Source organism: Pyxidicoccus trucidator, assembly GCF_010894435.1.
GTDB classification, from domain to species: domain Bacteria; phylum Myxococcota; class Myxococcia; order Myxococcales; family Myxococcaceae; genus Myxococcus; species Myxococcus trucidator.
The window spans coordinates 383250-407336 of the sequence record NZ_JAAIXZ010000011.1 but is presented as its reverse complement, the minus strand read 5'-3'; the positions used below and the strand labels follow the sequence as shown (position 1 = coordinate 407336).

The following is a 24087-nucleotide window of genomic DNA, read 5'->3' as shown; positions in this document are numbered from 1 at the left end:
GCCATGGCGCGCGTGATTGCCACCTGGCTGCCTCGCTGTCCCACCTGCCACCGCTCCAACCACCGACGCGCCTCACGCAGCCTGCCCGGTCTCCCCGTGCACCCCGCGGGCCCCTGATGCAGTAGTGATAGCTGGGGTGGCGCCGACAGGGGAGACCCCTCCGGTGAAGCCCACCGACAAAGCCCCGTTTCAGCGGGGTGAGCGAGTGCGCGGGCCGTAACGATGCGTGAACGCCCAGTCGAGGCCCCGTCAATTGATACCTCCGGGTGCTGAGCCGTCACAACTACGGCGAAGGCAGCAGGACGTCCCTGCAGAACGACCAAGGGGATGCTCCACCCGGCGGGGTAGAGGGCGACGGCACGTGCACAAGGACATGAGTGGAAACAGGGAAGGGCTCCTCGCCCCGCGGAGAAAACCCGCGGAAGCAAGGTAGCCGTGGCGAGCCGACGAGGCGAAGCCCGGTGAAGGCGAGAGCCCGGCGGACGGGGTCGTAGTAGCGGAGAAGCGGGGTAACTCCCGTGGAGCGAAGGGCCCCTACCGAAGGCATTCCGAGCAGTAGGAACGAGGCGGGAGCGGGATGACAAAGCCCACCATCAGTCCGCAGGAACTCCACGCGAGGATAGGCCATCGGGCGAAATCCGCCCCAACGCATCGCTTCTGGGGACTGTACGTCCACATCCTCAAACCCGAAGTGCTCGAAGCCGCCTACTTGGAGGCCCGGCGAAACGGCGGGGCCCCTGGGCAAGACGGCATTACCTTCAAGCACATCGAGGAGGAGGGACGGGCAGGGTTCCTCGGTGCAGTCGCCGAGGAGCTTCGTACTGGCACGTACAGCCCCAGACCGTACCGACGAAGAGAGATTCCAAAGGAGGGCGGCAAGGTGCGCGTCATCTCGATTCCATCGATTCGAGACCGCGTCGTCCAAGGTGCCCTTCGGCTGGTACTGGAGCCAATCTTCGAGGCCGACTTCTCGGGCAGCTCCTTCGGGGCGCGGCCGGGGCGGTCGGCGCATGAGGCCATCGACACTGTGCGGCAGGGACTGCGGCGGCGCAGACACCACGTCGTCGACGTGGACTTGAAAGCCTACTTCGACAGCATCCGGCACGTGCCGCTGCTGGAGAGGGTGGCACGAAGAGTCCAGGACGGCGAGGTGCTGGCGCTCGTGAAGCAGTTCCTCCAAAGCACGGGGGACAGGGGAATCCCGCAGGGCTCCCCTCTGTCTCCGCTGCTGGCCAACATCGCGCTGAACGACCTTGACCATGCCTTGGACCGAGGACGAGGCTTCCTCACCTACGCGCGGTACTTGGACGACATGGTGGTGCTCACCCCCAACTCCGAAAAGGGACGGAGGTGGGCAGCACGGGCGCTGGAGCGCATCCGCCGGGAGGCGGAGGCACTCGGCGTGTCGCTCAACGAGGAGAAGACGCGGACGGTGACAATCACCGACCGCAGCGCCTCCTTCGCGTTCCTGGGTTTCGACTTCCGGTGGAAGCGGAGCCCGAAGACCGGGACGTGGTACCCGAACACGAGCCCTCGACGAAAGAAGGTCACCGAAGTCCTGCGCCGCGTGCGCCACGTCCTGCGGGACAGCCGAGCACTCGCGGTGCAGTCAGCCGTGGCAGAGGTGAATGCCCTCGTTCGCGGCTGGGTGAACTATTTTCGGTGGGGCAACTCGTACCAAGCGCTCGACAGGGTAAAGCACCACGTCGAGCTCAAGGTGAGGCGGTTTGCGGCGAAGAGAGCGAAGCGAGGGGGATTCGGTTGGAAGCGGTGGAGTAAGGATGTCGTGTACGGACGCTGGGGTCTCTTCAATGACTACCGGGTGAGGTACTACGCCGCCCTGAAAGCTGGCCTCCCACCGAGCGGGACCATAACCCCGGTGAGATGACGCCTTCGCGGTGAGCCGGATGCGGGAAACCCGCCTGTCCGGTTCGATGTGGCGGGGACCGGAGACGGAGTGATGGCGCGCTCTACACGGGCACGAAGCCGGAAACGGCGGAAACGGCCAAGAGCAGCCTGCACACCACCGCGCCGGCCCCCGACCCGACCGCCTCGGCTGACCGGCCGAGCTGACCACCTCATGGGGGCGAGAGCAGGCAGGGAGCTGATTCGTTCACGGATGCACGCCAAGCCTAGTTAAAGAAGCGAATAATCGGCCTGAACACCGAGAGTCCGCCACGCGGCCTCAGTTGCTGGGCGGCTTGAGCATGCTGAATCCCTTGCCGTCGAGCGACACCTCAGCATGCAAGGAACCGCGTCGAGGTCGCAACTGCGGAGGCATCGAGCCGGAGCGTGAGGCCCAGTGCTTCAATTTCATGCACCGGGCCCCACGGGTGAAGCCGTGACTACGGGCAGCGGAACAGCGCGTCGAGGGCGGCGACGGCGGCGTCCACGTCCACCGCTTCCGCGTCCGTCTTCGACACCTCGGCCTTCAGCACGTCGGCCTGGGCCGCGTTGGTGGCGCGCGCCGCGCGGTCGAAGAAGGGGCCAAGGGTGTTGATGAAGGCCATGCGCGCCTGCGTGCCCTCCTCGTTGCCACACGTCAGCTCCGTCAGCCGCTGGCGGAGGATGAGCGCCGTGCCGCGCAGCAGCGCCACGTCGTACTGACGCAGGGCGCGCTGCTGGAGCTCCGTGTTCGCCGCCGCGCCCGTCTCGTTGTCCAGGTTGCGCCAGCAGCGCACCGCGAGCGAGGCGTCATAGGCGCGCTGGTGCGTCTCGGGCCCCAGCGCATTCACGTAGGCCGCGAGTCCCTTGGGCTCCAGGCGCGGCGTGCCGCCCGTGTAGTAGGCCCAGGCGCTGTCGCAGTCCTTCGGGGCGCTGCCGCAGCTCGTCACCTCGGACAGCGGCGAGACGTAGAGGAACCAGAGCAGCGCCGCTTCGATGCGCGCGGCCTGCACGCGAGGCGTCTCGCCCTGGCCGCCTCGGGTGAAGGCGTCATTGAGGACGGGCAGCAGCTTCGCCGGGCCCACGCACCGGTCCGGCGCCGTCTCGGGCACGCCCTGGTCCCGGCAGCGGCCTCCATTCGGAGCGGCCGGGTAGTGGACGTCCTCGCGGCGCTGCACGCGCGACGCCAGTCCCTCGGGCTGGGTGAAGAGGTCCAGCGCCTCCACGAACTCCTGCGACGTGGGGACCTTGCCGCCCTTCCACAGCTTCACGGCGATTTCGTCGAACGCGGCCACGCGGGCCACCGTGGAGATGTTGGGGTCGATGGGGGCGTAGACGTTCTCGTCGGTGATGCAGGCGGGCCACGCGTCCGTCGCGCTGTTGTTGGCCGCCGCGTCGCGGGGCCGGTAGTCCGTGGCCGCCGGCTGACACGCCGAGACGTTCTCCGTGTAGACGGGCGGATTCTCACAGTCGACGTCGGTGGCGCCCGCGTCGGGGTTGTCCGTGGGCTTCGGGTCGTCGTTGTCGCACGCGGTGGAAAGCAGGGCGACCACGGCCAGAGGGAGGAGGATGCGTTTCATGGGGCTTCTCCTAGCGGGGGAAGGAGCAGGCGCTCGGGGGCGCTCATCAGAAGGGGGTGGCCTCCAGGGAGACCACGAGTCCCCGGCCCGGGCCGTTGACGCTCGAGCCGTGAGAACGGTACGCCGCGTCCGTCACGTTCTCCAATACGGCGGCCACCACCCACCGCGTGCCCAGTCGCCAGGCTGCTCTCGTTTCGAGCACCGCGTAGCCGGGAGTGCCTCCCAGCGGAATTCTCGCGTCGGAGCGATCCGCCACCGCCAGCCGCTCCTGGGCCCGCGCCCAGCGCAGCCCGGTGCTCGCGGAGAGGCCGGAGGGGTGGGCCCAGAGCAGCTCCACGGTGCCGTTGAGCGGAGGCACCCGAGACAGCGGCACGCGTGACGCGTACGGCACGTCGGGGTTGCTCGGCGGGTCCGCGAGGTTGGGGCCTTCGCCCCAGGCCCACGCGAGGCCCGCCTGCGCGGTGAAGGCCGCGGGCAGCCGCACGCGCGCGCTGCCCTCCAGGCCGTACAGCATGCTCCGCTCGCGCGCGTTGACGAGTTGGAAGCGCGACCAGGAGGCATTGCACTGCGGTGTGGCCGGCGGGCAGTCCGTGACGTCGCGGGGCCGCCGGCCGATGGCGTCGTCCAGCTGGGTCACAAAGCCCCAGCCCTCCAGCATGAGGACCCCGGTGCGCACGCGCGCGCCCACGTCCACCGTGGTGGCCTTCTCGGGAGACAGCGCCGCGTTCTCGAACTGGAAGCCCGGGCCCGTCTGCTGGCGCGACGTGAGGTCGTCCAGGTTGGGCGCGCGGAAGGAGCGGTCCACGTGCGCCAGCAGCGTCAGGAGCTGCGTGGCCCGCCACTCGGCGCCCACGTGGCCCACCCAGGGCACCCAGGTGTCCTGCACCGCCAGGGTGCCGGACTCGAGGTCTTCCGGGGCGCGGGCGGACACGAGGCCCAGCCGGGTGCCGGCGCGCGCGGTGAGCGCGGGGTGCAACGCCCATTCGCCGTCCACGAAGGCGCCCCCCGTGAAGTAGCGCGAGCCCTGGAGGTACTGCCCCCGGCTGCGCTCCAGCTCCACCGCGAGCGCTGTGAAGGTGGTACGCGCGTCCGAGCGCACGAAGTCCCACGCCCCGTCCGCCCCGAAGGTGAGGCGCAGCGGTCGCGACGCCACCGTGTACGGTGCGGGGGACACGTGCACCGTGGTGCCCAACGTGTCCACGGTGTCCGTGCCCCGGTCCACCACGTTGAAGGCGGGCCGGTCGAAGGTGCGCCGCTCGTGCTGCTGCTGCCAGGACAGGGTGGCGCGGGCGGTGAGGCCCCCGGGCTCGGCGCGGGACCAGGCCGCGTACGCCAGCGTGCGGAACTGCTGGTCATACTGGAGGCACTCGTCGAAGCGAGAGAAGGGCGGCGCGCACTGGTCCGTGCGCGAGGCGTCGTACTGGCGATAGAGGTACGCCGCCGCCGTCACCGAGTCGGTGGCGCTGGCCCGCCACACGAGGCGCCCGTCCGCGGTCAGCTCGTCGAAGCCCGTGCCCAGCTGGGTGCGGCCGTCCTCGTCGAAGCGGGGCACCTCCGGGAGCTTCCCGTCGGTGAGGTTGTAGACGGGGCCGCCGCTCTCCAGCAGCCCCACGCGCCGGCCGCCCACGCCGCCGAGGAAGCCGAGCCGCTCCGTGGCGCCCTGCACCTGCACGCGCCCGCCACGCTCGCGGTCCGAGGTGGCGCCGCGCAGGAAGAAGGTGGGGCGGAAGGGCGTGGGCCGGGTAGGGGGCTCCAGCGGGTGGGCCAGCAGCACGCCGCCCAGCGCGTCCGAGCCGTAGGGCGTGGAGGCCCCGCCGCGCAGCACCTCCACCGAGTCCAGCGTGCGCGAGTCGAGCGTGAAGAAGTACTGGTTGGGGCCCTGGCGCCAGGTGCTGGTGTTGAGGCGGATGCCGTCGAACAGGGCCAGCGTCTGCTGCCCGGTGAGGCCCCGCACGAAGGCCGACCCCTGCGCGTGCGCCGTCTGCTGCACGAAGACGCCCGGCTCCCAGCGCAGCGCGTCCGGCGCGGAGCGGGGCAGCCGGCGCTCCAGGTCCGCGCGGGTGACGGTGCTGGTGGCCCGGCCCTGGGGGGCGTCCTCCTTCGAGGCGGGCGCGGAGACCACTGTCTCCGGAGGGGGCTGGACGGGCGCGTCCGCCGGAGCCGACTCCTGGGCCCGGGCCGCCGCGCCGCACAGGAGCCCCAGCAGTGCCAGCCCGGAGGCCACAGGGGCGGTGCGTGGGGGCGGTGGGAGACGGGAAAGACGCATCGGAGCCAGTGCCGCCGCCACCATACCGGGGCTCCGCGCCCGTGCGGCCAGGAATGGGGGGTAGGGCCGACCCGGACGCCGCGGGAGGCTGGCTGCCTGCCCTCCTGCCAGCCGGCAGGACGCCGGGGGGACACGCCCGGCCCCTCCCCGAGCCGACCGGTGCCCGACACCCGGGCTGCTTCCAGAACGATTCCCGTGCATGGCGTGTTGTTACGGGACAGAGTGCTTCGGGAGCGCGGTCGTCCCACGCGCTGCCGTCCACGAGAGCCACGTGTGTGACACCCTCGCCGCACCCGGAGCAGGATGCACTTCCCAGCCTCTCTTAGAGCCCTACCGCGAAGAGAGTGCCGGTCCGCGCGTCCACGGGTACGTGCGCGGGGGCCCTACCCACAGGGACGGAACAGGGCGGCCGTGGTGGCCCCCGCCGGCCCGATGGCCCCGTTCAACAATGTCTTCTCTCGCTACTCCCCTGCCGGGTGGATGCGGTATAGACGGCTGCCCCTAGAGCGCCCCTTGAGGGGCGTCACTGGCTGATGACGCGAGATTCGACTGAGACGCCGCCTGCCGGCGGTCCGCTGCCACCTGCGCCCGAGAATGACGCGCGCGAGGTTGCCTCTTCCGAGGCGGCAGCGACTTCCGAGCGCGGCGAACAAGAGGTCCCCATGAGTTCCAACCTGGAGCTGTTTGCGCCCCCCGAAAAGGCCAGCGCGTCCGAGCCCCTGGCCGTAAAGACGGCCCCTTCCGAAACCGAAACCCCCAGCCCCACCCCTGACACCCGCGCCGAGGAGCCCCGGCCGCCTGCGCTGGCCGCCAGCGTGGAGGACGAGGCCGACGACGACGAGGCTGACGACGAGGACGCCCTGGAGGGCGGCTTCGACGAGTCGGGGCTGAGCGCCGAGGCCGTGCTCGCCGCCGCCGAGGCCGCCGACGCCGCCGAGGGCCGCGAGCCCGAGGTGGAGCAGGTGCCCATCGTGCTCGAGCCCGAGCCCGAGCCCACCCCCTACGAGCGCGAGCTGCACGCGCCCCATGTCCGCCCCACCGGCGAGCCGGCGGAAATCGACCCGGACGAACTGGACCCGGACGCTCTCAAGGTGGTGCTTCGCCTGCATCAGCACGGCCACCAGGCGTACATGGTGGGCGGCTGCGTGCGCGACCTGCTGCTGGGCCGCAAGCCGAAGGACTTCGACATCGCCACCAGCGCCACCCCCAACGAGGTGCGCGGCATCTTCCGCAACTGCCGGCTCATCGGCAGGCGCTTCCGGCTGGCGCACGTCTACTTCAAGGGTGGGAAGATCATCGAGGTCTCCACCTTCCGCGCCAACCCGACGGAGCTGGAGCCCGCCCCCAGCGCCGACGAGGACGGTGAGGTGTCGAGCGAAGACCTGCTCATCACCCACGACAACGTCTTCGGCACCGCGCAGCAGGACGCGCGTCGGCGTGACTTCACCATCAACGGCCTCTTCTACGACGTGGCCGAGGGACGGGTCATCGACTACGTCCGTGGCCGGAGAGACCTGGACGAGCGCTTCATCCGCACGATTGGCGACCCGGAAATCCGCCTGCGCGAGGACCCGGTGCGAATCCTTCGCGCCGTGCGCTTCGCCGCGAAGCTGGACCTGGACATCGAGTCGCGCACCTACGCGGCCATGGAAGGCGCGGTGGAGGACCTGCCCCGCTGCGCGCCCGCGCGTTTGCTGGAGGAGACCTTCCGGCTCATCCGGGGTGGCGTGGCCGCTCCGGCGCTCAAGCTGCTGGACGCGCTCGACGCGCTGAAGATCCTGCTGCCGCCGGTGAGCGCGTACCTCAAGCAGTACGGCAAGGAGGGCGAGAAGACCTTCTACGCCTTCACCCAGGCGCTGGACCGGCGGGTGGCCTCGGGTGAGCCGCTGGACGACGCCATCCTCCTGGCCATGCTGCTGATGCCCATCAGCCGCTCGCCCGCGCAGGAAGAGGCCCCGTCTGCGTCGCAGGAGGGTGGCCGTCCGTCCGTGTCGCAGGTGGTGGAGGACCTGCTCGCCGGCTTCGTGCAGTCGGCGCGCCTGCCCCGCCGCATCGCCGAGCGCTGCCGCATGCTGCTGCTGGCCCAGCGCACGCTGTCCGGCGAGCGCCGCCGTCGCAGCGCCGCCTTCAAGCGTCACCCCCTCTTCAACGAGGCGCTCGCCGTCTTCGAGATGACGGTGGAGGCCACGGGCGAGGGCCGTGAGCAGCTGGAGGCGTGGAAGGCCGGCGAGGTGCCGCCGCCGCGCGCGGATGCCTCCGATGAGGGCTCCGAGGGTGGAGGCCAGCGCAAGCGCCGCCGCCGCCGTCGCCGCCGTCGTCCTGCCGGGGGCGGGTCCTCCGGTGAGGGCTCGTCGTCTCCGGGCTCGCCCGCGTCCGGCTCCGACGCCGGCGAGGCGTGAGCCCAGCGCCTCCGAGCCCGCCTCCCAACTCATTGCCGGGCTCTTCGCCGGGCCCCACGGCGAGGCTGACTCCGAGCCCGACTCCGGGCCTGTCGTCGCCTCCCTCTCGGGCCCGGGTCTACGGTGGACTGATGCTGGGTGTGGTGGCCGTGTCCTGGGCCGCCCCGCTCATCCGCTTCGCCGAGGCGCCGTCGCTGGCCATCTCCGCCTGGCGCCTCACCTTCGCAGCCACGCCGCTGCTGGCGCTGGCGCTGCTGCGGGGCCGCTCCGAGCTGGCCTCGCTGACGGCGCGCACGTGGGGCTGGCTGGTGCTGTCCGGGCTGGCCCTGGCGCTGCACTTCGCCACGTGGATTGCGTCGCTCCAGTACACGACGGTGGCCAGCTCGGTGGCGCTCGTCACCACGCAGCCGGTGTGGGTGGCGCTCTTCGCCTGGCTGGTGCTGTCCGAGCGCGTGGGCCCGCGCGGACTGGCCGCGATTGGCCTGTGCCTGGCGGGCAGCGTGCTCATCGGCGCGCGGGACTTCGCCCTCGGAGGACAGGCGCTCTGGGGGGATGTGCTCGCGGTGCTGGGGGCCATCCTCGCGGCGGTGTACTTCGTCATCGGCCGGCGCGTGCGCGAGGCGCTGTCGCTGGGGACGTACGTGGGCGTGGTGTACTCGGTGGCGGCGGTGGCGCTGATGGGGTCGCACCTCTTCGTGGACACGCCGCTCACGGGCTTCACGCCGCGCACCTGGGCCGTGCTCGCGGGGCTGGCGCTGGTGCCGCAGCTCATCGGCCACTCGCTGCTCAATGCCTCCCTGCGCCACCTGTCCACGCCCTTCGTCGCGGTGTCCACCCTGGGTGAGCCGGTGCTGGCCACGCTGTGGGCGGTGCCACTGCTGGGCGAGAAGCCCGACTGGGTGCAGCTCGTCGGCGGGGGCATGGCCCTGGTGGGCGTGGTGCTGATGGCCCGCGAAGAGGCCCTGCGCCAGCCCGCCCCGCCGGACATGGTGCCCGCGGCGGACTGAGGCGCGGGCGCCCGCACGCCTCATTCAACAGGCGTGCGGGCGTCAGTCACTGCCGGCCTTCGACTCCGCCTTTTCCTACTCCAGCGTCAGGGCCGGGGGCTGGGAGAAGCCCCTCATCATGGGCGCGTCCGGTCCGCCGTTGCGCACGCACTCGCCGCTGATGGGCTCGCTGAGGGAACAGCCCGCCGCGGGGTTGCCCCACTTCTGCGTGATGTTGAGCCACTCCAGGCTTCCGCTGTACGTGCCCATCGGCTGCCAGGGGAAGACCACCGGCCGCACCCACCCATCCCAGGGGATGCCGCGGTCCGTGTCGTCGGCGAGGAAGTCCCCGTTGTCGAGGTGCTCGTAAACGTGCCGGGCCGGCTCCTGGTAGAAGCCATGCGAGCCCAGCGCCGCGTAGAGCTCCGGGTGCCAGCCCAGGATGGCCATCCACTTGGACCCGAACAGCTCGGTCTGCCCTCCCGAGTGCTGGCTCATGTACACCTGATGCGGTCGGCCATCGATGAACCGCAGGGTCATGTGCTCCCAGTCGCCCACGTGGTTGCCAAACGTGGAGTAGGCGCCCAGGCATCCGCCCCACTCCGTGTACAGGCCGATGCACACCCGCTTGCCATTGTTGTACGGGTAGAAGGCCCAATAGATGATGTCGGTGATGTGCGTGGGCTGGCCGTTGGACGTGCGCTGGACGACCTCCACGTAGAGCGGCACGTGGACCTGGTCCGGCCGGCGGCCATCGAGGAACGCCGGGTCCGTGCAGGAGTCACAGCCCAGGGCCTGGTTGGTCACCAGGTAGCCGTTGTCCGGGTGCACGTTGGCCAGGAAGTGCTCGACCGAGGAGGGCAGGTAGTACTCCCCGCTGTGCAGCCAGATGCGGGGCGCGAACTGGAGCGCCGTCTGCCCATCGGTGGGCAGCCCCCTCAGCTCCGGATTGGCGGTGGCGCTCTTGTTGAGGACCCAGAAGCGGTTGGGGTCGGCAGCGCCGTAGTGGTTCTGGCCCTTGAAGGTGGACAGGCTCAGCCCCCGGTAGTCTCGGGGATCCGACTGCGACAGGTTCACGTCGAAGTCCGCGCCAGAGCCCGCGTCGTCCCACACATAGTTGGGGGTGCCCGGGAGCACGTACTCGCCCTTCACGCACCGGATGAGGTCGGTGGAGGGCTTGTCGTAGCCCAGCGTGGTGACGGTGCCGATGCAGATGTAGCCCGGGGCAGGCACCGGGTCCCAGAAGGAGACGTCATGGGAGCCCCCCGAGCCCCAGTCGCTCCAGATCCACTGATAGTCGGTCGGACGCGCGAGCACGTCCCCCTCGCCGGAGACCACGAAGCTCATCCGGGGCGCGTCGTCATGCGTGGGCACGGCCACATCTCCGAGTGAGTAGTAGCCCGGATACTGGCTGAGGTCCGCGCGGTAGATGGCCACGTCGCCGTCGGACTCCGTGCCGTAGTCGTCGTAGATCCAGTTGAACCGGGTCGCCGCCTGGACCCGGAGGCGCAGCGGGAAGCGCAGCAGCGCCCCCTCCGCGCTGACCGTGAACTCGGCACGCTGGCCGGCGGTGGCGGTCGCCGCGACCAGCTTGTAGGTCCCCGCTGCCAGCGTACGGGTGATTCGCGCGTGGGTGCCGCCTTCGCTGTTGTCATCCTCCGCGAGCACGGCGCCGTTCGCGTCCAGCAGGTAGAGATAGGCATTGGCGGTCGAGGTGAGCTTGAAGGTCACCTCCTCGCTCATGCCGGTGACGTCCACGAGGAGCTGCCGGTTGGCCGAGGTGGACGGGAGCCGCCCGCCGGAGCTGCTCCAGTGGCCATACAGGACGTTACCGGCGCGCACGCTCGTCCCGGGTTGCTGGGTGGCGAAGACCTGGACCTCGGCGAGGCTCAGGGCATTGGTGCCGTCGAGCTGCACGCGGACGTACCGGGCCGAGCGGTTGATGGCGAAGGTGGACTTCGTCGGCGCGATGCCCATCATGGGGTAGTCCTGCCAGTTCGTCCCGTCGTCGGAGACGCGTACCTTGAAGCTCTGGAGCCGGTCCCAGCAGCAGTCCGTGCGGTTGTAGAGGACCACGGATGAGATGGGGTGCGAGCCCTGGAGGTCGACCTGCCACCAGGGCTGGGCCTCGGTGTTGGTGTGGGTGACCGAGCCGGAGTGGTAGGCGCCGTTGGTGGAGCCGTCCACCGCGAGCGCCGCCCCGCCGCCGCCGAGGGGGTAGTTGCTCGATTGCGTCGCCGGCTTGCCGAGCGCGAGGTTGGGGGCCTGGAAGACCTGGACCTCGGCGAGGCTCAGGGCATTGGTGCCGTCGAGCTGCACGCGGACATACCGGGCCGGGCGGTTGATGGTGAAGGTGGTCTGCGCCGGTGCGATGCCCGTGAAGGGGGAGTCCTGCCAGCTCATCCCGTCCTCGGAGACGCGCACCTTGAAGTTCTGGAGCCGGTCCGAGCAGCAGTCGGTGCGGTTGTAGAGGACCACGGTGGAGATGGCATACGAGCCCTGGAGGTCGACCTGCCACCAGGGTTGGGCCTCGACGTTGGTGTGGGTGACCGAGCCGGCGCCCCAGACGCCGTTGGTGGAGCCATCCACCGCGAGCTCCGCCGGGCCGCCGTGGGGGGAGATGCTCGACTGCATCGCCGGCTTGCCGAGCGCGAGGTTGGGCGGGGTGTTCACGGCCTGCTGCACGCTGGCACCGGGGCCGTCGTCGAGCAGCTCGGCAGAGGTGGGGACCTCCACCTCCGGGGAGCACGCGCCGAGCAGCGCGGCTCCCGCGAGCCATTTGAGCCAGGGGAGTTTGAACATTCGAGTGAGGGGCATGTGACGACCTGTGGTGTGGGGGACGTACGGCCGCTGGTGGCCGGCGAGCTGCCGGCGTGCCGCGACCGCGCGGCGCAGCCCCAGAGCAGCCGGCGTGCCACGGCCTGGCACACGGGACGCACCAGGGACCGGCGCCCCCTGAGGCCGGGGCCGCGGGCCATTTCCACGCGTGGAATCCGACGGGCGACGCGTGGAAGTGCCGTGGGAAGTCTGCTTTGTTCCGGGACGTGTCCTCCCAGCCCCGTCCCCCGGCGTGGGACCACTCCACGGCCGATGTCTCGAGAAGCCCGCTCACCGCGGAGGGCTCCCGGCTCGTCCCCGCGCTGACCCTCGCCGCGCACCCGCAGGCGCACCGCGTCGGTGAGCGGCTGTTGCTGGAGGCTCTGGCCGCGGGCCGCCCGGTGCACCTGTCCCGCAACGAGCCGGACTTCCTGCGGCCCGGGGGGGCGCTCGGCCTGCACCTGGCGGACCCCTTCCTGAGCCGCAAGCCGCTCGTCTTCGCGCCGGGCGCGCAGGAGGGCGGCATCCGGCTGGAGCCGAGCGAGGGTTGCCGCGTGGCCGTCGGCGGCGAGGTGCTGCGCGAGCCCTGGGAGCTGTCGGCCGGTGAGGTGGCCGCGGGCGTGCCGCTGGAGCTGGCCGGGCGCGTGCTGCTGGTGCTGCACCTGGCCGACCCCGCGGCGAGCGAGGCGGAGGACGGGCTGGGCATGGTGGGCAGCAGCGCGGGGCTCCAGCGCGTGCGCCAGCACATCACCCAGGTGGCGGACCTCGACGTGCCGGTGCTCATCCGAGGCGAGACGGGCTCCGGCAAGGAGCTGATTGCCCAGGCCATCCACCGGCACAGCACGCGCAGGGACAAGCCCTTCGTCAGTGTCAATCTGGGCGCCATTCCCCGCGAGCTGGCGGCCGCGGAGCTGTTCGGCGCGCGCAAGGGCGCCTTCACCGGTGCGGTGAGAGACCAGCCCGGCTTCTTCCAGGCCGCCCATGAGGGGACGCTGTTCCTGGACGAGGTGGGCGAGGCGCCCCCCGAGGTGCAGGTGATGCTGCTGCGGGTGCTGGAGACGGGGCAGCTCTACCCCGTGGGCGAGCGCACGCCCGTCACCGTCGACGTGCGGCTCGTCGCCGCGACGGATGCGCACCTGGAGCGGCAGATACAGGAGGGGCGCTTCAAGGAGCCGCTGCTGCACCGGCTGGCCGGCTACTCCATCCGCGTGCCGCCGCTGCGGGAGCGGCGGGAGGACATCGGGCTGCTGTTCCACCACTTCGCCCGCGCGGAGCTGGAGGCGCTGGGGGAGGCCTGGCGCCTCAAGCCCGAGGAGCCCCTCGCCGAGCCCTGGCTCCCGCCGGCGCTGGCCGCGCGCCTGGTGGGCCACCGGTGGTCAGGCAACATCCGCGAGCTGCGCAACATGGTGCGGCAGCTCGTCATCGGCAACCGGGGCCGGCCGTGCCTGCGGCTCGACGCCCAGCTCGAGCAGGAGCTGGCCCTGGCGAAGGCGTCTCGCCCGGGACGCCCCGCCAACGCCCCGCCTCCGGTCGAGGCCCCGGCCGTGCCTCGCCGCAAGCCCTCCGAGATTTCCGAGGCGGAGCTGCTGGCCGCCCTCCAGGAGAACGACTGGGACTTCCAGGCCGCCGCCGACCGGCTCCGCATCCACCGGTCCTCCATCTACGACTTGATAGACAAGAGCCCGAACCTGCGGACCGCCAGCGAGCTGAGCCCGGAGGAAATCACCCGCTGCTTCCACGAGTGCCAGGGGGACCTCGACGCGATGACCCGGCGCCTCCAGGTATCGAAGCGGGCGCTGGGGCGTCGCGTGAAGGAGCTCGGCCTCGCCTAGCGGGCGAAAGGGAGGCGGAATTGCACTTGCAACCCGGAGGTTGAATTGCCGGTATATCCGGTATTCATCATTAAGACTGACCTGGGAGGCAGCGCGATGAATCAGAGAGACGTGGTGCGGAGTCGTGGGCCCGGAGGGGCGCGGCGCGGTGCGTGGCAGGCCCTGGCCCGCTTCGTGTTGCCGGGACTGATGCTGGGGCTGCCGCTCGCCGGGCTCGTGATGGGCGAGCCGTCAGAGGCCGCGCAGGAGCCGCTGCCGCCGGACCCGTGGCCTCTCAAGTGCGAGAGGTACCACGACGTGGTGGTGGTCGACTTCCGCGGGGAGGGAATCGCCTTCCTGCCGGACCGGTGTCTCAATCTGGGGGGCACGGTCCGGTTCATCAACCACTGCAAGGACAAGACCCTCGTCAAGGTGACGGGACATGGGCCGGATCGCGGCCTGTTGTTGCCTGTCCACGGGGAGGACAACCTGGTCCTCAAGAGGCCAGGCGTCTACACAATCACTGTCGCCGATGGGTGTCCCGAGCTGCCCCAGGACTCCAGGACCGGGACGCTGGAGGTGGCAACGGACCCTGGCCCCTGAAGCGTCGGCGTCGCGCTGCGCCGGAGGTTCAGCGCGAGGGCCCGGCTTCTTCACGCAGGCTCGCGCGAAGCCGCAGCGCGTCCGCCCAGCGGGGGCGCGCGGCCAGCACCTCGTCCGCCAGGGCGAGGCCGCGCTCCAGGGCGGGGCGCGGCTCCAGCCCTGACGTCCTCCGCCAGGCGGCCCACTCGCGGCAGAAGTGGCCGAAGGCGACGCGGTAGTCCAGGCGCCGGGGCTCCAGCTCGAGCGCCTTCTCGAAGGCGCGCGCGGCCTCCTCGAAGTCCTCGGGGCGTGCCCGCCGCTGGCGCGCGAGCCAGCGAGCCCGCAGGCCCTGCACCTCGCCCTGGGCGAGCCAGGCCAGGGGTTCCCGGGCGCCGCGCTCGAAGGCCTGGCGCAGGGCCGCCTCGGCCCGGTCGAGGCTCCTGCGCGGCTCCCCCGCATGCTCCAGCTCGAAGGCCGCCCGCCGGGCGTGGACGCGGGCCAGGCTGGCCGGGTAGTGCGCGCCGCCCGGGAGCAACGCGCTGGCCTCCTGGTAGGCCGCTTCGGCCGCCTGGAGGTCGGGGCGTGGGTCTTCCCCGGAGCGCGCGCGGAAGGTGGCGCGCTCGGCGAGGGCCTCGCCGACGTTGTGGTGGCCAAAGCCCTGCTGGGGGGCGACCTCGATGGCCAGCCGCGCGGCCCGCACCGCCTGCTCGAGCAGGGGGAAGGGAGCGTCGCCGTGGTCCCACGCCTCCCGCGCCTGCTCGAGGAGGACCGCGCTCCGGCCGTTGTGGAGCTGCGCAATCCGGGCGTTGATGGCGAGGCCACCGTCGAAGAACTCCAGGGCGGTGGTCAGGTCGGGCCGGGCCTCCTCTCCCTGGCTCCGTCGCCGCCGGGCGAGCTCCAGGTGCAGCGTGCCCCCCAGGAAGTAGGGCACGTAGTTGCGCGGGTTGAGCTTGCGCGAGGTGTCGAGCGCGGCCCGGGCCTGCTCCAGGTCCTCCAGGGGCGCCGTGGCGCGCGACTGCGTGGCGCGGGTGAGGTAGGCGATGCCCAGGTTGATCCACGCGTCCGGCAGCCGCTCGTCGAGCCGGATGGCCTCGCGGTAGGACGCGATGGCCTCTCCGCGAGCAATGCGCGAGTCCTCTCCCTGCTCGTCCTCGTAGTCCGCCTGGATTTTGAAGACGAGGCCGCAGGTGGCGTGGAACTCGTAGTCCTGGTCCGTCGCGGGGATGGACTCCAGCAGCTCCACGGCCTGGCGGAGCGGCGCATGGGGGTCCAGGCCCCGGGCCTGGAGGGAGCGGGCCCGGCGCCACAGGCTGTGGACCTGCTCCATCCGCGCCCTGGGCGGCTCGGGCGTCAGGTGCATGGCGGCGCGCGCGGCCGAGAGGGCCTTCTCGAGGGGCTCCTCCACGTCACCGCCCCGGCTCAGGCGGTACTCCGCCAGCCGGTTGTGGAAGCGCGCTTCCAGGACGCGGGCGAGTCCGAAGTCCGGGTCCGCCTGGAGCGCGCGGGCGACGGCCTCCAGTCCTCGGGTGAAGGGGGGCAGGACGTCCCCCTGGCTGTAGAGCTCCATCACCATCACCGTGTACTCGAGCCTCGCCAGGGACCTGTGGACCTCGGGCACGCTCTCGCCGGTGGCGGCGGCGGCGGTATAGGCGCGGCGGCCGGCCTCGAAGTCGGCCAGCGCGCCCTCGCGGTCGCCCTGGTTCCACCGCCGGGTGGCGCGGGCCTGGAGGATGTCGCCGCGGAGCAGGGGGGCCTCGTGGAACCAGGGGAGGCGGTCCTTCATCGCGTCGAGCCGGGTGAGGGCCTCGTCCAGCCGGTCTTCGTAGAAGGCCAGCAGCGCCGCCACGTACTCGGGGGAGGGCACGTCGGCGCCGTGGCTCTGGCGCAGCCACTCCAGGGCGGGCGCGCGGTACTGGCGCTGGATGTCCTGCTTGCGCGACTCGCGCTGCTCCGGAGCGCGCAGGCGCTCGGCCTCCAGGAGTTGCTCCTGGTACAGGTGCCCCATGACGAGGGCCAGGGACCAGGCGACGCGGGGCTCGCGGAAGCCATGGCTCCAGGCGGCCTCCAGGTGCTCGCGGGCCAGGGGCTCGTCGCCGAGCGCCAGCGCGCCGCGCCCCAGCGCGTAGTGGCCGGGGCCCAGGGCCCGCGCGCCGGCCTCGTGAATCTCGGCCTCCAGCGCGCGCATGTGTCCGCGCAGGGCCTCGCGGTCGGCACGGGTGTCGTGGAGCTGGGAGAGGCCGGAGTAGCGGGCCAGGGCCTCGAGCCGCTCGACGCGCTCGGTGAACCTGCGTGAGAGGTGCTCGCGCAGGCGAGCCTCCTGGCGGGTGAGGGCGACCTGGACGGCGGCGAGCGTCACGGCGAGCAGGGCCAGGGCGGCCACGCCCACCACGATGCGGTGCTTGCGGAGCCTCTTGCGCAGCCGGTAGCCCGGGCCGGTGGGGCGCGCCCGCACGGGCTCGCCGCCGAGGAAGCGGTCCAGGTCCTCGGCCAGGGCGCGCGCCGAGTCGTAGCGGGCATCGCGCTCCTTCTCCAGGCACTTGAGGACGATGGCCTCCAGGTCCACCGGCAGGGCCGGGTCGAGCGCGCGCGGCGGGCGGGGCTCGAGGGTGGAGATGTTGCTGAGCACCTCCAGCCCGTTGTCACCCGGAATGGGCGGCTGGCCCGTCAGGAGGGTGTAGAGCGTGGCGCCCAGGCTGTAGACGTCGGCGCGCCGGTCCAGCCGGGACACCTCGCCTCGGGCCTGCTCGGGGGCCATGTAGTGCGGGGTGCCGAGCACGGCGCCGGTGGCGGTGAGGCCCTGCTCCTTCCAGTCGCGGGCCAGCCCGAAGTCCATGACATAGGGCTTGAGGCGGCCATCCTCGCTGCGCTCGACGAGGATGTTGCCGGGCTTGAGGTCGCGGTGGATGAGTCCGGCCCGGTGGGCGGCGTGGACTCCCTCTGCGGCATCCCGGAGCAGCAGGGCCATCTGCTCCACGGTGAGCTGGCCCGCGAGCTGGTTCAGCGGGAGTCCATCCACGTACTGCATGGCGATGAAGGCGTGTCCCTGGACTTCGCCCACCTCGTACACCTGGCAGACGCGCTCGTGCTCGACACGGGCCTGGGCACGGGCTTCGGAGAGCACGCGCCGGGTGAGCCCGGGGTCTCCATCGCGGACGAACTTGAGGGCGGCATGGCGGCGCAGCCGCGGGTCATAGGCGAGGAAGACCTGGCCCATGCCGCCCTGGCCGAGGAAGCGCACCCCCTGGTAGCGCTCCCAGCCGGGCACGGGGAAGACAGGAGCCTCAGGAGAAGGAGGCCGGGGTGCGGGGAGGCCCTCCAGGGTGGGAGCACCCGCTGCTCCGTCCCCGACGGCCCCGCTCATGGCTCGCACTCCCGTGGACACACCACGGCCTCAATCTACCTGTCTTCGAGCCGGGCGAGGCGACCGGACGAGCGCGCGAGTCCTCCTGTCACGTCACGGCCAGTCCGAGGGCGCTGCGGTGGAGGGGGATTCAGCGCTTCGGCTTGTCCACCGGGCGCTCGGAGCGGTGCTCGTCGTCGGCCGGCGCTTCGCTCCCGGCGATGTCCGCCGTGGTTATCGCCTTGCTGCCAAAGCGCTCGGCAATCTTGTCGAGCGCCGCGTTCAGCTTCGCGGCGCGCGGCGGCGCCGCCGGGAAGAGGCCCAGCTGCGGAGGCACCTCGTCCAACTGCACGCTCACTCCGGTGAGGCGGATGGGCTTGCCCTCATGTGAGCGCTCCATCAGCTCCAGCGCCGTGCGGTAGAGCGTCTGTCCGTCGTCCGTGGCCTCGCGCAGCGTGGTGCGCCGGGTGATGAGCGTGAAGTCCGCGAACTTCAGCTTGAGCTGCACCACGCGGCCCTTCACTCCCGCTCGCCGCAGCCGCCGGCCCACGCGCAGCGCCTGAGAGTGCACGTGGGGCTTCAGCGCGTCCACCCCGGTGAGGTCCTCCTCGAAGGTGTCCTCCGCGCCCACGCTCTTGGCGGCCCGGTCCGGCACCACCTCGCGCACGTCGATGCCCTGGGACAATTCCCACAGGTGCCGTCCGCTGGAGCCGAGTCGCTCCTCCAGCCAGTCCGGCTCGCGCGCCGCCACGTCGCCAATCGTCCGCAGCCCGGCGACCTTGAGTGCCTCTTCCGTCTTCGGCCCCACGCCCCACAGGCGCGACACCGGCAGCGCCGCGAGGAAGGCCACCGTCTCCTCCGGTCGCACCTCACGCTGGCCGTTGGGCTTGGCCAGGTCCGAGGCAATCTTCGCCACGAACTTCACCGTGGCGATGCCCGCCGAGGCCGGCAGCGACAGCTCGTCGGCAATCTCCTTGCGGATGCGCCGGGCGATGTCCGCGGGCGAGCCGAACAGACCCACCGAGGCCGTCACGTCGAGGAAGGCCTCGTCCAGGGACAGCGGCTCGATGAGCGGCGTGTAGCGCTCGAAGATGGCGAAGACGTGCTCGCTGGCCTCGGCGTACGCGGAGAAGCGCGGCTTCACCACGATGGCGTGTGGCGCGGCCTTGAGGGCACGGGCCATGGGCATGGCGCTGCGCACGCCGAAGGGGCGGACCTCGTAGGAGGCGGCGACGACGACGCCCCGCTGTGCATGGCCGCCGACGATGATCGGCTTGCCCCGCAGGGTCGGGTTGTCCCGCTGCTCCACGGACGCATAGAAGGCGTCCATATCCACGTGGATGATGGCTCGCATCGTGTGAGTCACTGTAACGGTCCCCTCTGACGCTCCATGGACGCCGAAATGAAGACCCTGACCGAGTACCTGTGGTTCGAGACGAAGGCGCGGCGCGAGCTGGTGCGCCTCACCGACACGGTGTCAGCGCTGCTCCGCAAGAGCGGTATCCAGGAGGGAATGGTGCTCGTCTCCGCCATGCACATCACCGCGGGCGTGTTCGTCAACGACGACGAGCCCGGCCTCCATGAGGACATCTGGGAGTGGCTCCAGGAGCTCGCGCCCTCCGGTCCCGACTACCGCCACCACCGCACCGGCGAGGACAACGGCGACGCCCACCTGAAGTCGATGCTCGTGCACCACCAGGTCATCATCCCCGTCACCGCGGGGAAGCTGGACCTGGGGCCGTGGCAGCAGGTGTTCTACGCCGAGTTCGACGGACAGCGCCGAAAGCGCGTCATCGTGAAGGTGATGGGCGCGTAGGGCTACACCCTGAAGGGGCGTGTCCGCGAAGAGGACGTGGCAGGTAAGGCGGGGCGGGGAGGGCAGGGCCCCGGGCGGGACACCCTCTGCCGGAAGGAACGTTCATTCCGCCGGAACCCGGGTCCGCCGCGCGGCCCCGGGCGGGACCCCCGCTGTCGGAAGGAACGTTCATTCCACCGGAGCCCGGTGCCGCCGCGAGGCCGCCAGGTCGAACCAGCCCGGAGGGAGCCCGGGGCCACCGCGAGGCCGACGTGTCGAATCAGCCCGGAGGGAGCCCGGTGCCGCCGCGAGGCCGGTGTGCCGGCTCAGCCCTGCTGCTCGCCCGGGGGCAGCGGCAGGCCCAGGCGCTCCAGCTCCGCGCGCAGCTCCGGCGGCAGGGGGCTGTTCACCCTCAACTGCTGCTGCGTCTCCGGGTGGGGCAGCGACAGCGAGCGCGCGTGCAGGAAGAAGCGCCCCAGGCCCGGCGCCTCACGCCCGCCGTACAGCGCGTCCCCGACGATGGGCGCCCCGACGCCCGCCAGGTGCGCGCGCACCTGGTGCAGCACGCCGGTGAGAATCTGCACCTCCACGAGGCTGTAGTCGCCCGTGCGAGCCAGCACCGTGAAGCGGGACACCGCGTCGCGCGCGTCCTCGGCTCCCTGGGGCGCGGGCTCCACGCGGTCCGGGTGACGCGGGTGGTGGCGCAGCGGCACATCGATGTCGCCCTCGTCCGCCAGCGGCCCCGTCACCAACGCCACGTAGCGCTTGTCCACCGTGCGTCCGCCGAAGGCCTCGCGCACCGCGGTCCAGGCCTCGCGCGTGCGCGCCGCCACGACGACGCCGGAGGTCTCCACGTCCAGCCGGTGGCACAGCCCGCCCTCGCGCGGATCCAACGAGGCCTGCGCGCACTCGGGGTAGCGGGCCACCAGCGCGTTGGCCACCGTGCCCGTCTCTCCGGACTGCAGCGGATGCGAGGGCCGGCCCGCGGGCTTGTCCACGAACACCAGCGCCGAGTCCTCGTGCAGTACCACCAGCGGGAAGTCCGCGTCCGGCACCGCCTCGCGCGACTCCTCCTCGACTTCCACGGCGATGCGCTGGCCGGCCTCCAGCGTGAGGCCCTTCTTCGCGGTGCGGCCGTTCACCTTCACCGCGCCGGCTTCGAAGATGCGCTTGAGGCGCGCGCGCGACAGGCCCAGCGCTTCGCCGATGAACAGGTCCACCCGCTGGCCCGCCTTGTCGGCGTCCACGGTGAGGGTGTGCAGCTTGGGAGGATTCACTCGGACAGGGCCTCGTAGACTTCCTCGGCCGTCTGGAACCGGTCGTCCGGCTCCTTGCGGATGAGGCGGTGGGCCACGCGCGCCAGCTGCGGGTCCCCGTGAAGGTTCAGCGCCAGCACCGGTGGCGGCTCCGTCTCCAGCACCTGACGCCAGAGCTCGTGCGGCGTCTTCGCGTCGAAGGGGGGCCGCCCGCTGAGCAGCTCATAGAGGATGACTCCGAGGCTGTACAGGTCGGAGCGTCCGTCCAGCGGCTCGCCCAGAATCTGCTCCGGGGCCATGTACCGGTAGGTGCCCACCAGCTTGCCGGCCTCGGTAATCGCCACGTCGTCCGCGAGGAACTTGGCCAGGCCGAAGTCCATCAGCCGCACCTGCCGGTCCTCGTCCACCATGATGTTGGACGGCTTGAGGTCGCGGTGGACCAGCCCGTGGCCGTGGATGTAGGCCAGCGCCTCGCAGACCTGGAGCATGGCGTCCTTCAGCCGCCCCATGCGCTCGGGCCGGTTGAGCTCCTCCGCGCGGACCACCTGGATGCGGTCCTCCACCTCCGGCTTCCTGGGCGCGGGGGGCGGCGGGGCGAGGGTCTCCAGCGAGTCGTCCGAGTCGTACGCGGCCGAGAGCCCTCCGGACAGGCCGCCGCCTGCATAGCTGGCCAGGTCCTCGCTCGGGGCCTCGTCGGAGAAGGCGGCCAGGCCGAAGACGGCCTCGCCGCTGTGCTCCGACTCGGAGGCGCTCTCGCTGCCGGTGCCGAAGTCGTCATCCTCGGTGCGGCGCACGGACAGGGGGCTGCGCGGGTAGCCAGGGCTGGAGAGCAGGTCCTCCCCGCTCATGTCCAGATAGTGACGGAGGGTGAGCCCCTCGATGAGCTCCATGGCCAGGTACGGCCAGCCCTGGTGGACGCCGGACTCGAAGACCTTCACCACGTTGGGGTGGGACAGGTCCGCGAGCGTCTCGAACTCGCGGGCGAGTCTGCGCGCGGCACGAGCGTCCAGCGCGGGGCCGGCTGAGAGCAGCTTCAGCGCGACCTCGTCGTTGGTTCGGCGGTCCAGGGCCCGGTACACGGTCCCGGCCCCGCCACTGCCAAGCGTCTCCAGGACGCGGTAGGGACCAATGACCTTCGGGGGCATGGATGCGGGGATCCTACGGAGCGCGTCGGGTCAGGGTCAAACGCGTTGTACGCCCGTTTGCCTGGAGTTGGGCAGAGCGAGCCCCGGGTGGGTTTCACTTTTCCGCCAAACCTGGGAGAACCCGGTTCCAAATGCAATTAGGGAAGTACCAGCTCGTTCGGAAGCTCGCCACGGGGGGCATGGCGGAGGTCTATCTCGCGAAGGCCGCCGGGCCGATGGGCTTCGAGAAGACGCTCGTGCTCAAGCGCATCCTCCCTCACCTGGCGGAGGACCCGGCGTTCGTGGAGATGTTCCTCGGCGAGGCCAAGCTGGCGGCCCAGCTCGAGCACCCGAACATCGTCCAGATCTTCGACTTCGGCGAGGCCGAGGGCAGCTTCTTCCTGGCGATGGAACTCATCGACGGGCCCAACCTGCGCAAGCTGGTGAAGCGCGCGCAGGAGACGCCGTTGCCGCCGGCCATCTGCGCGAAGCTGGTGGCGTCCGCGGCGGAGGGGCTCGCGTACGCGCACGAGTTCAGGGATCCGGCCACGGGCGAGCCGCTGGGGCTGATTCACCGCGACGTGAGCCCGGACAACGTCCTGGTGTCGAGGCAGGGCGCGGTGAAGGTGGTGGACTTCGGCATCGCCAAGGTGGCGGGGCAGGGGCACCGCACGCAGACGGGCGTGGTGAAGGGCAAGGTGGCGTACATGCCACCCGAGCAGCTCCAGACGAAGCCGCTGGACCGGCGGGTGGACGTCTATGCGCTCGGGGTGGTGCTGTACGAGCTGCTCACAGGGAAACGGCCGTTCGACGCGACGACGGACGTGAGCATGATGCAGGCGATTCTCTTCGAGCAGTTCATCCCCGCCGCGCAGCGGAGGCCGGACCTGCCGGCGGCGCTGCAGCAGGTGCTGGACAAGGCGCTCACGAAGGACCGGGACAAGCGCTACCCGGACTGCCGCGCACTGCAAGGCGACCTGGAGCGGTTCGTGATGTCCACCGGCGAGTCGGTGGGCGCGTACCAGGTGGCGCAGTTCGTGTCGCAGTGGATGGCGGAGGGTGGCGGCGGGCCCGTGGGCGTGACGCCGCAGGCGGCGGCGGCGCCACGGGTGCAGACGGGAGGGCCGAAGCCGGCGACCGCGAAGTCCATGGTGGCGCCGGTGGAGCCGGCCGTGGAATCCACGTCGCCGACGACGCCGATGCCGATGCCGATGCCTTCCGTGGTGCGGGAGGCGGCGCATCGGAGCGCGGCGGCGCGGCCGACCATCGAGGAGCGTGTGGTGAGCGGCCCCTCGGCGCGACCCACGATCCAGGAGCGGGCGATGCCGGCGCCTGGGCAGGAGCGGGCGCCCTCGCGGTCCAGGTCGGACAGATATGCGGTGCCGGCGCTGGCGGCAGTGGAAGGCCGTTCCACGGATGATGCGCGGAAGGCACAGGAAGCCGCGGTCATGGCGACGCAGCCGCTGCCTGCCCTTCAACCGGCACCGGCTCCCGTGGGCTCCGCCGCGAAGGTGGACGCGGAGGATTTCGTGCACACGCGGAGCGCGGAGCTCTCCGCGCCCCGGCCGGTGCGCAAGGGCTCGCGGAGTACGGTCATCGCGGTGGCGGTGGGCGGGGCGTTGCTCGCGTTGGGCGGTGCCATTGTGGTGTTGGGTTCGGGCTCGGGTGGCGCGGTCCCGGTGGCCGTGAAGCCGTTGCCGGAGCCGGCTGCACCTGTGGAGAAGGTGGCCGCTCCGGTGGTCGCGACTCCGCCTCCGGCGGTGGTCGTGTCACCTGCTCCCGTGGCTCCGTCGTCGGGGAACAGCGTGGCGGAGAGCGCGGTCGCGCAGGCTGGCACTTCCGCTGCTCACGAGGGCAGCAAGCCCGTGACGGCGCCTGTGCCCGTGCCGCCGACCGGCAAGGCTGCGACTCCAGCCGCTCCTGCTCCCGCGCCGGTGGTGATGAGCGTCGAGGAGAAGAAGCCGTCGACCCCGGCGCGTCCTCGGCCGACGGCACGCCCGGCGGCCTCCACTGCCAAGGGCACCTTGGAGTTCCGCATCCGGCCCTATGCTGTCGTATCCCTCAATGGGAAGGTGCTGGGGCAGACGCCGTTCGATGACCCTCACGAGGTGCCCGTGGGCAAACACACCCTGCGGCTCGTGAACAAGGAACTGCAGAAGGACGTCACGAGGACCATCGAGGTGAAGGCGAACCAGCCCACCGTGTTCAAGCTGAACCTGGAAGCGGAGTAGGGCGGTCTTTCGTCGC

14 protein-coding genes are annotated in these 24087 nt (G+C 71.4%); 7 read left to right on the top strand and 7 right to left on the bottom strand.

The genetic code is table 11. The annotated features are described in order from the left end of the window. The first annotated feature begins 577 nt into the window (after positions 1–577). Positions 578–1888 carry a group II intron reverse transcriptase/maturase gene (gene ltrA, locus G4D85_RS29685; protein WP_240359564.1) on the top strand — a complete coding sequence of 437 codons (1311 nt, stop codon included), beginning with the start codon at positions 578–580 and terminating at the stop codon, positions 1886–1888. Between the two features lie 457 nt (positions 1889–2345). Here the strand turns inward: ltrA and G4D85_RS29680 are convergent, their stop codons facing one another. Then, a complete protein-coding gene (locus tag G4D85_RS29680) occupies positions 2346–3464 on the bottom strand; it encodes a hypothetical protein (protein WP_164017380.1) in 1119 nt (372 codons plus the stop codon). 46 nt (positions 3465–3510) lie between these two features. Beyond that, entirely contained in the window at positions 3511–5730 is a 2220-nt protein-coding gene (locus tag G4D85_RS29675; RefSeq protein ID WP_205525768.1) for a TonB-dependent receptor plug domain-containing protein, read from the bottom strand. A gap of 662 nt (positions 5731–6392) precedes the next feature. Between G4D85_RS29675 and pcnB the strand changes: the two genes are divergently transcribed. After that, positions 6393–8129 (top strand): polynucleotide adenylyltransferase PcnB, encoded by a 1737-nt coding sequence (gene pcnB, locus G4D85_RS29670; protein WP_164017378.1) that lies wholly within the window; start codon positions 6393–6395, stop codon positions 8127–8129. Between the two features lie 131 nt (positions 8130–8260). Further along, positions 8261–9136, top strand: coding sequence for a DMT family transporter (locus G4D85_RS29665; RefSeq protein ID WP_164017377.1), 876 nt, complete (start codon positions 8261–8263; stop codon positions 9134–9136). Between the two features lie 75 nt (positions 9137–9211). On the opposite strand, the gene G4D85_RS29660 is transcribed toward G4D85_RS29665, so the two are convergent. Next, positions 9212–11932 (bottom strand): galactose-binding domain-containing protein, encoded by a 2721-nt coding sequence (locus G4D85_RS29660; protein ID WP_205525767.1) that lies wholly within the window; start codon positions 11930–11932, stop codon positions 9212–9214. A gap of 227 nt (positions 11933–12159) precedes the next feature. Here G4D85_RS29660 and G4D85_RS29655 point away from each other — a divergent pair, with 227 nt between their 5' ends. Continuing rightward, positions 12160–13764 (top strand): sigma 54-interacting transcriptional regulator, encoded by a 1605-nt coding sequence (locus G4D85_RS29655; protein WP_164017375.1) that lies wholly within the window; start codon positions 12160–12162, stop codon positions 13762–13764. A 96-nt stretch (positions 13765–13860) separates the two neighbouring features. Continuing rightward, on the top strand, positions 13861–14346 hold the full coding sequence (locus G4D85_RS29650; RefSeq protein ID WP_164017374.1) for a hypothetical protein: 486 nt from the start codon (positions 13861–13863) through the stop codon (positions 14344–14346). A gap of 28 nt (positions 14347–14374) precedes the next feature. On the opposite strand, the gene G4D85_RS29645 is transcribed toward G4D85_RS29650, so the two are convergent. Continuing rightward, positions 14375–17686: a protein kinase domain-containing protein gene (locus G4D85_RS29645; RefSeq protein WP_164017373.1), complete on the bottom strand. Its 3312-nt coding sequence runs from the start codon at positions 17684–17686 to the stop codon at positions 14375–14377. A 130-nt stretch (positions 17687–17816) separates the two neighbouring features. Further along, positions 17817–19019 (bottom strand): DNA polymerase IV, encoded by a 1203-nt coding sequence (gene dinB / locus G4D85_RS29640; protein ID WP_164017372.1) that lies wholly within the window; start codon positions 19017–19019, stop codon positions 17817–17819. Between the two features lie 48 nt (positions 19020–19067). On the opposite strand from dinB, the gene G4D85_RS29635 reads away from it, so the two are divergent. Continuing rightward, positions 19068–19481 carry a secondary thiamine-phosphate synthase enzyme YjbQ gene (locus G4D85_RS29635; protein ID WP_164017371.1) on the top strand — a complete coding sequence of 138 codons (414 nt, stop codon included), beginning with the start codon at positions 19068–19070 and terminating at the stop codon, positions 19479–19481. Between the two features lie 305 nt (positions 19482–19786). On the opposite strand, the gene G4D85_RS29630 is transcribed toward G4D85_RS29635, so the two are convergent. Together G4D85_RS29630 and G4D85_RS29625 are read right to left on the bottom strand one after the other, a co-directional pair. Then, positions 19787–20737: an RluA family pseudouridine synthase gene (locus G4D85_RS29630; RefSeq protein ID WP_164017370.1), complete on the bottom strand. Its 951-nt coding sequence runs from the start codon at positions 20735–20737 to the stop codon at positions 19787–19789. Further along, entirely contained in the window at positions 20734–21861 is a 1128-nt protein-coding gene (locus G4D85_RS29625; RefSeq protein ID WP_164017369.1) for a serine/threonine-protein kinase, read from the bottom strand. Before G4D85_RS29625 ends, G4D85_RS29630 begins: the two co-directional genes overlap by 4 nt. Positions 21862–21992: 131 nt before the next feature. Between G4D85_RS29625 and G4D85_RS29620 the strand changes: the two genes are divergently transcribed. Further along, positions 21993–24071, top strand: a complete 2079-nt coding sequence (locus tag G4D85_RS29620) for a serine/threonine-protein kinase (RefSeq protein ID WP_164017368.1) — start codon at positions 21993–21995, stop codon at positions 24069–24071. Positions 24072–24087: the final 16 nt, after the last annotated feature.

Excerpts from the sequence above, each read along its gene's own strand:
- pcnB (WP_164017378.1), top strand. The coding sequence starts at position 6,393 with ATGAGTTCCAACCTGGAGCTGTTTGCGCCCCCCGAAAAGGCCAGCGCG.
- G4D85_RS29665 (WP_164017377.1), top strand. The coding sequence starts at position 8,261 with ATGCTGGGTGTGGTGGCCGTGTCCTGGGCCGCCCCGCTCATCCGCTTC.
- G4D85_RS29680 (WP_164017380.1), bottom strand. The coding sequence starts at position 3,464 with ATGAAACGCATCCTCCTCCCTCTGGCCGTGGTCGCCCTGCTTTCCACC.
- G4D85_RS29625 (WP_164017369.1), bottom strand. The coding sequence starts at position 21,861 with ATGCCCCCGAAGGTCATTGGTCCCTACCGCGTCCTGGAGACGCTTGGC.
- ltrA (WP_240359564.1), top strand. The coding sequence starts at position 578 with ATGACAAAGCCCACCATCAGTCCGCAGGAACTCCACGCGAGGATAGGC.
- G4D85_RS29645 (WP_164017373.1), bottom strand. The coding sequence starts at position 17,686 with ATGAGCGGGGCCGTCGGGGACGGAGCAGCGGGTGCTCCCACCCTGGAG.
- G4D85_RS29620 (WP_164017368.1), top strand. The coding sequence starts at position 21,993 with ATGCAATTAGGGAAGTACCAGCTCGTTCGGAAGCTCGCCACGGGGGGC.
- dinB (WP_164017372.1), bottom strand. The coding sequence starts at position 19,019 with ATGCGAGCCATCATCCACGTGGATATGGACGCCTTCTATGCGTCCGTG.
- G4D85_RS29675 (WP_205525768.1), bottom strand. The coding sequence starts at position 5,730 with ATGCGTCTTTCCCGTCTCCCACCGCCCCCACGCACCGCCCCTGTGGCC.
- G4D85_RS29660 (WP_205525767.1), bottom strand. The coding sequence starts at position 11,932 with ATGCCCCTCACTCGAATGTTCAAACTCCCCTGGCTCAAATGGCTCGCG.
- G4D85_RS29650 (WP_164017374.1), top strand. The coding sequence starts at position 13,861 with ATGAATCAGAGAGACGTGGTGCGGAGTCGTGGGCCCGGAGGGGCGCGG.
- G4D85_RS29635 (WP_164017371.1), top strand. The coding sequence starts at position 19,068 with ATGAAGACCCTGACCGAGTACCTGTGGTTCGAGACGAAGGCGCGGCGC.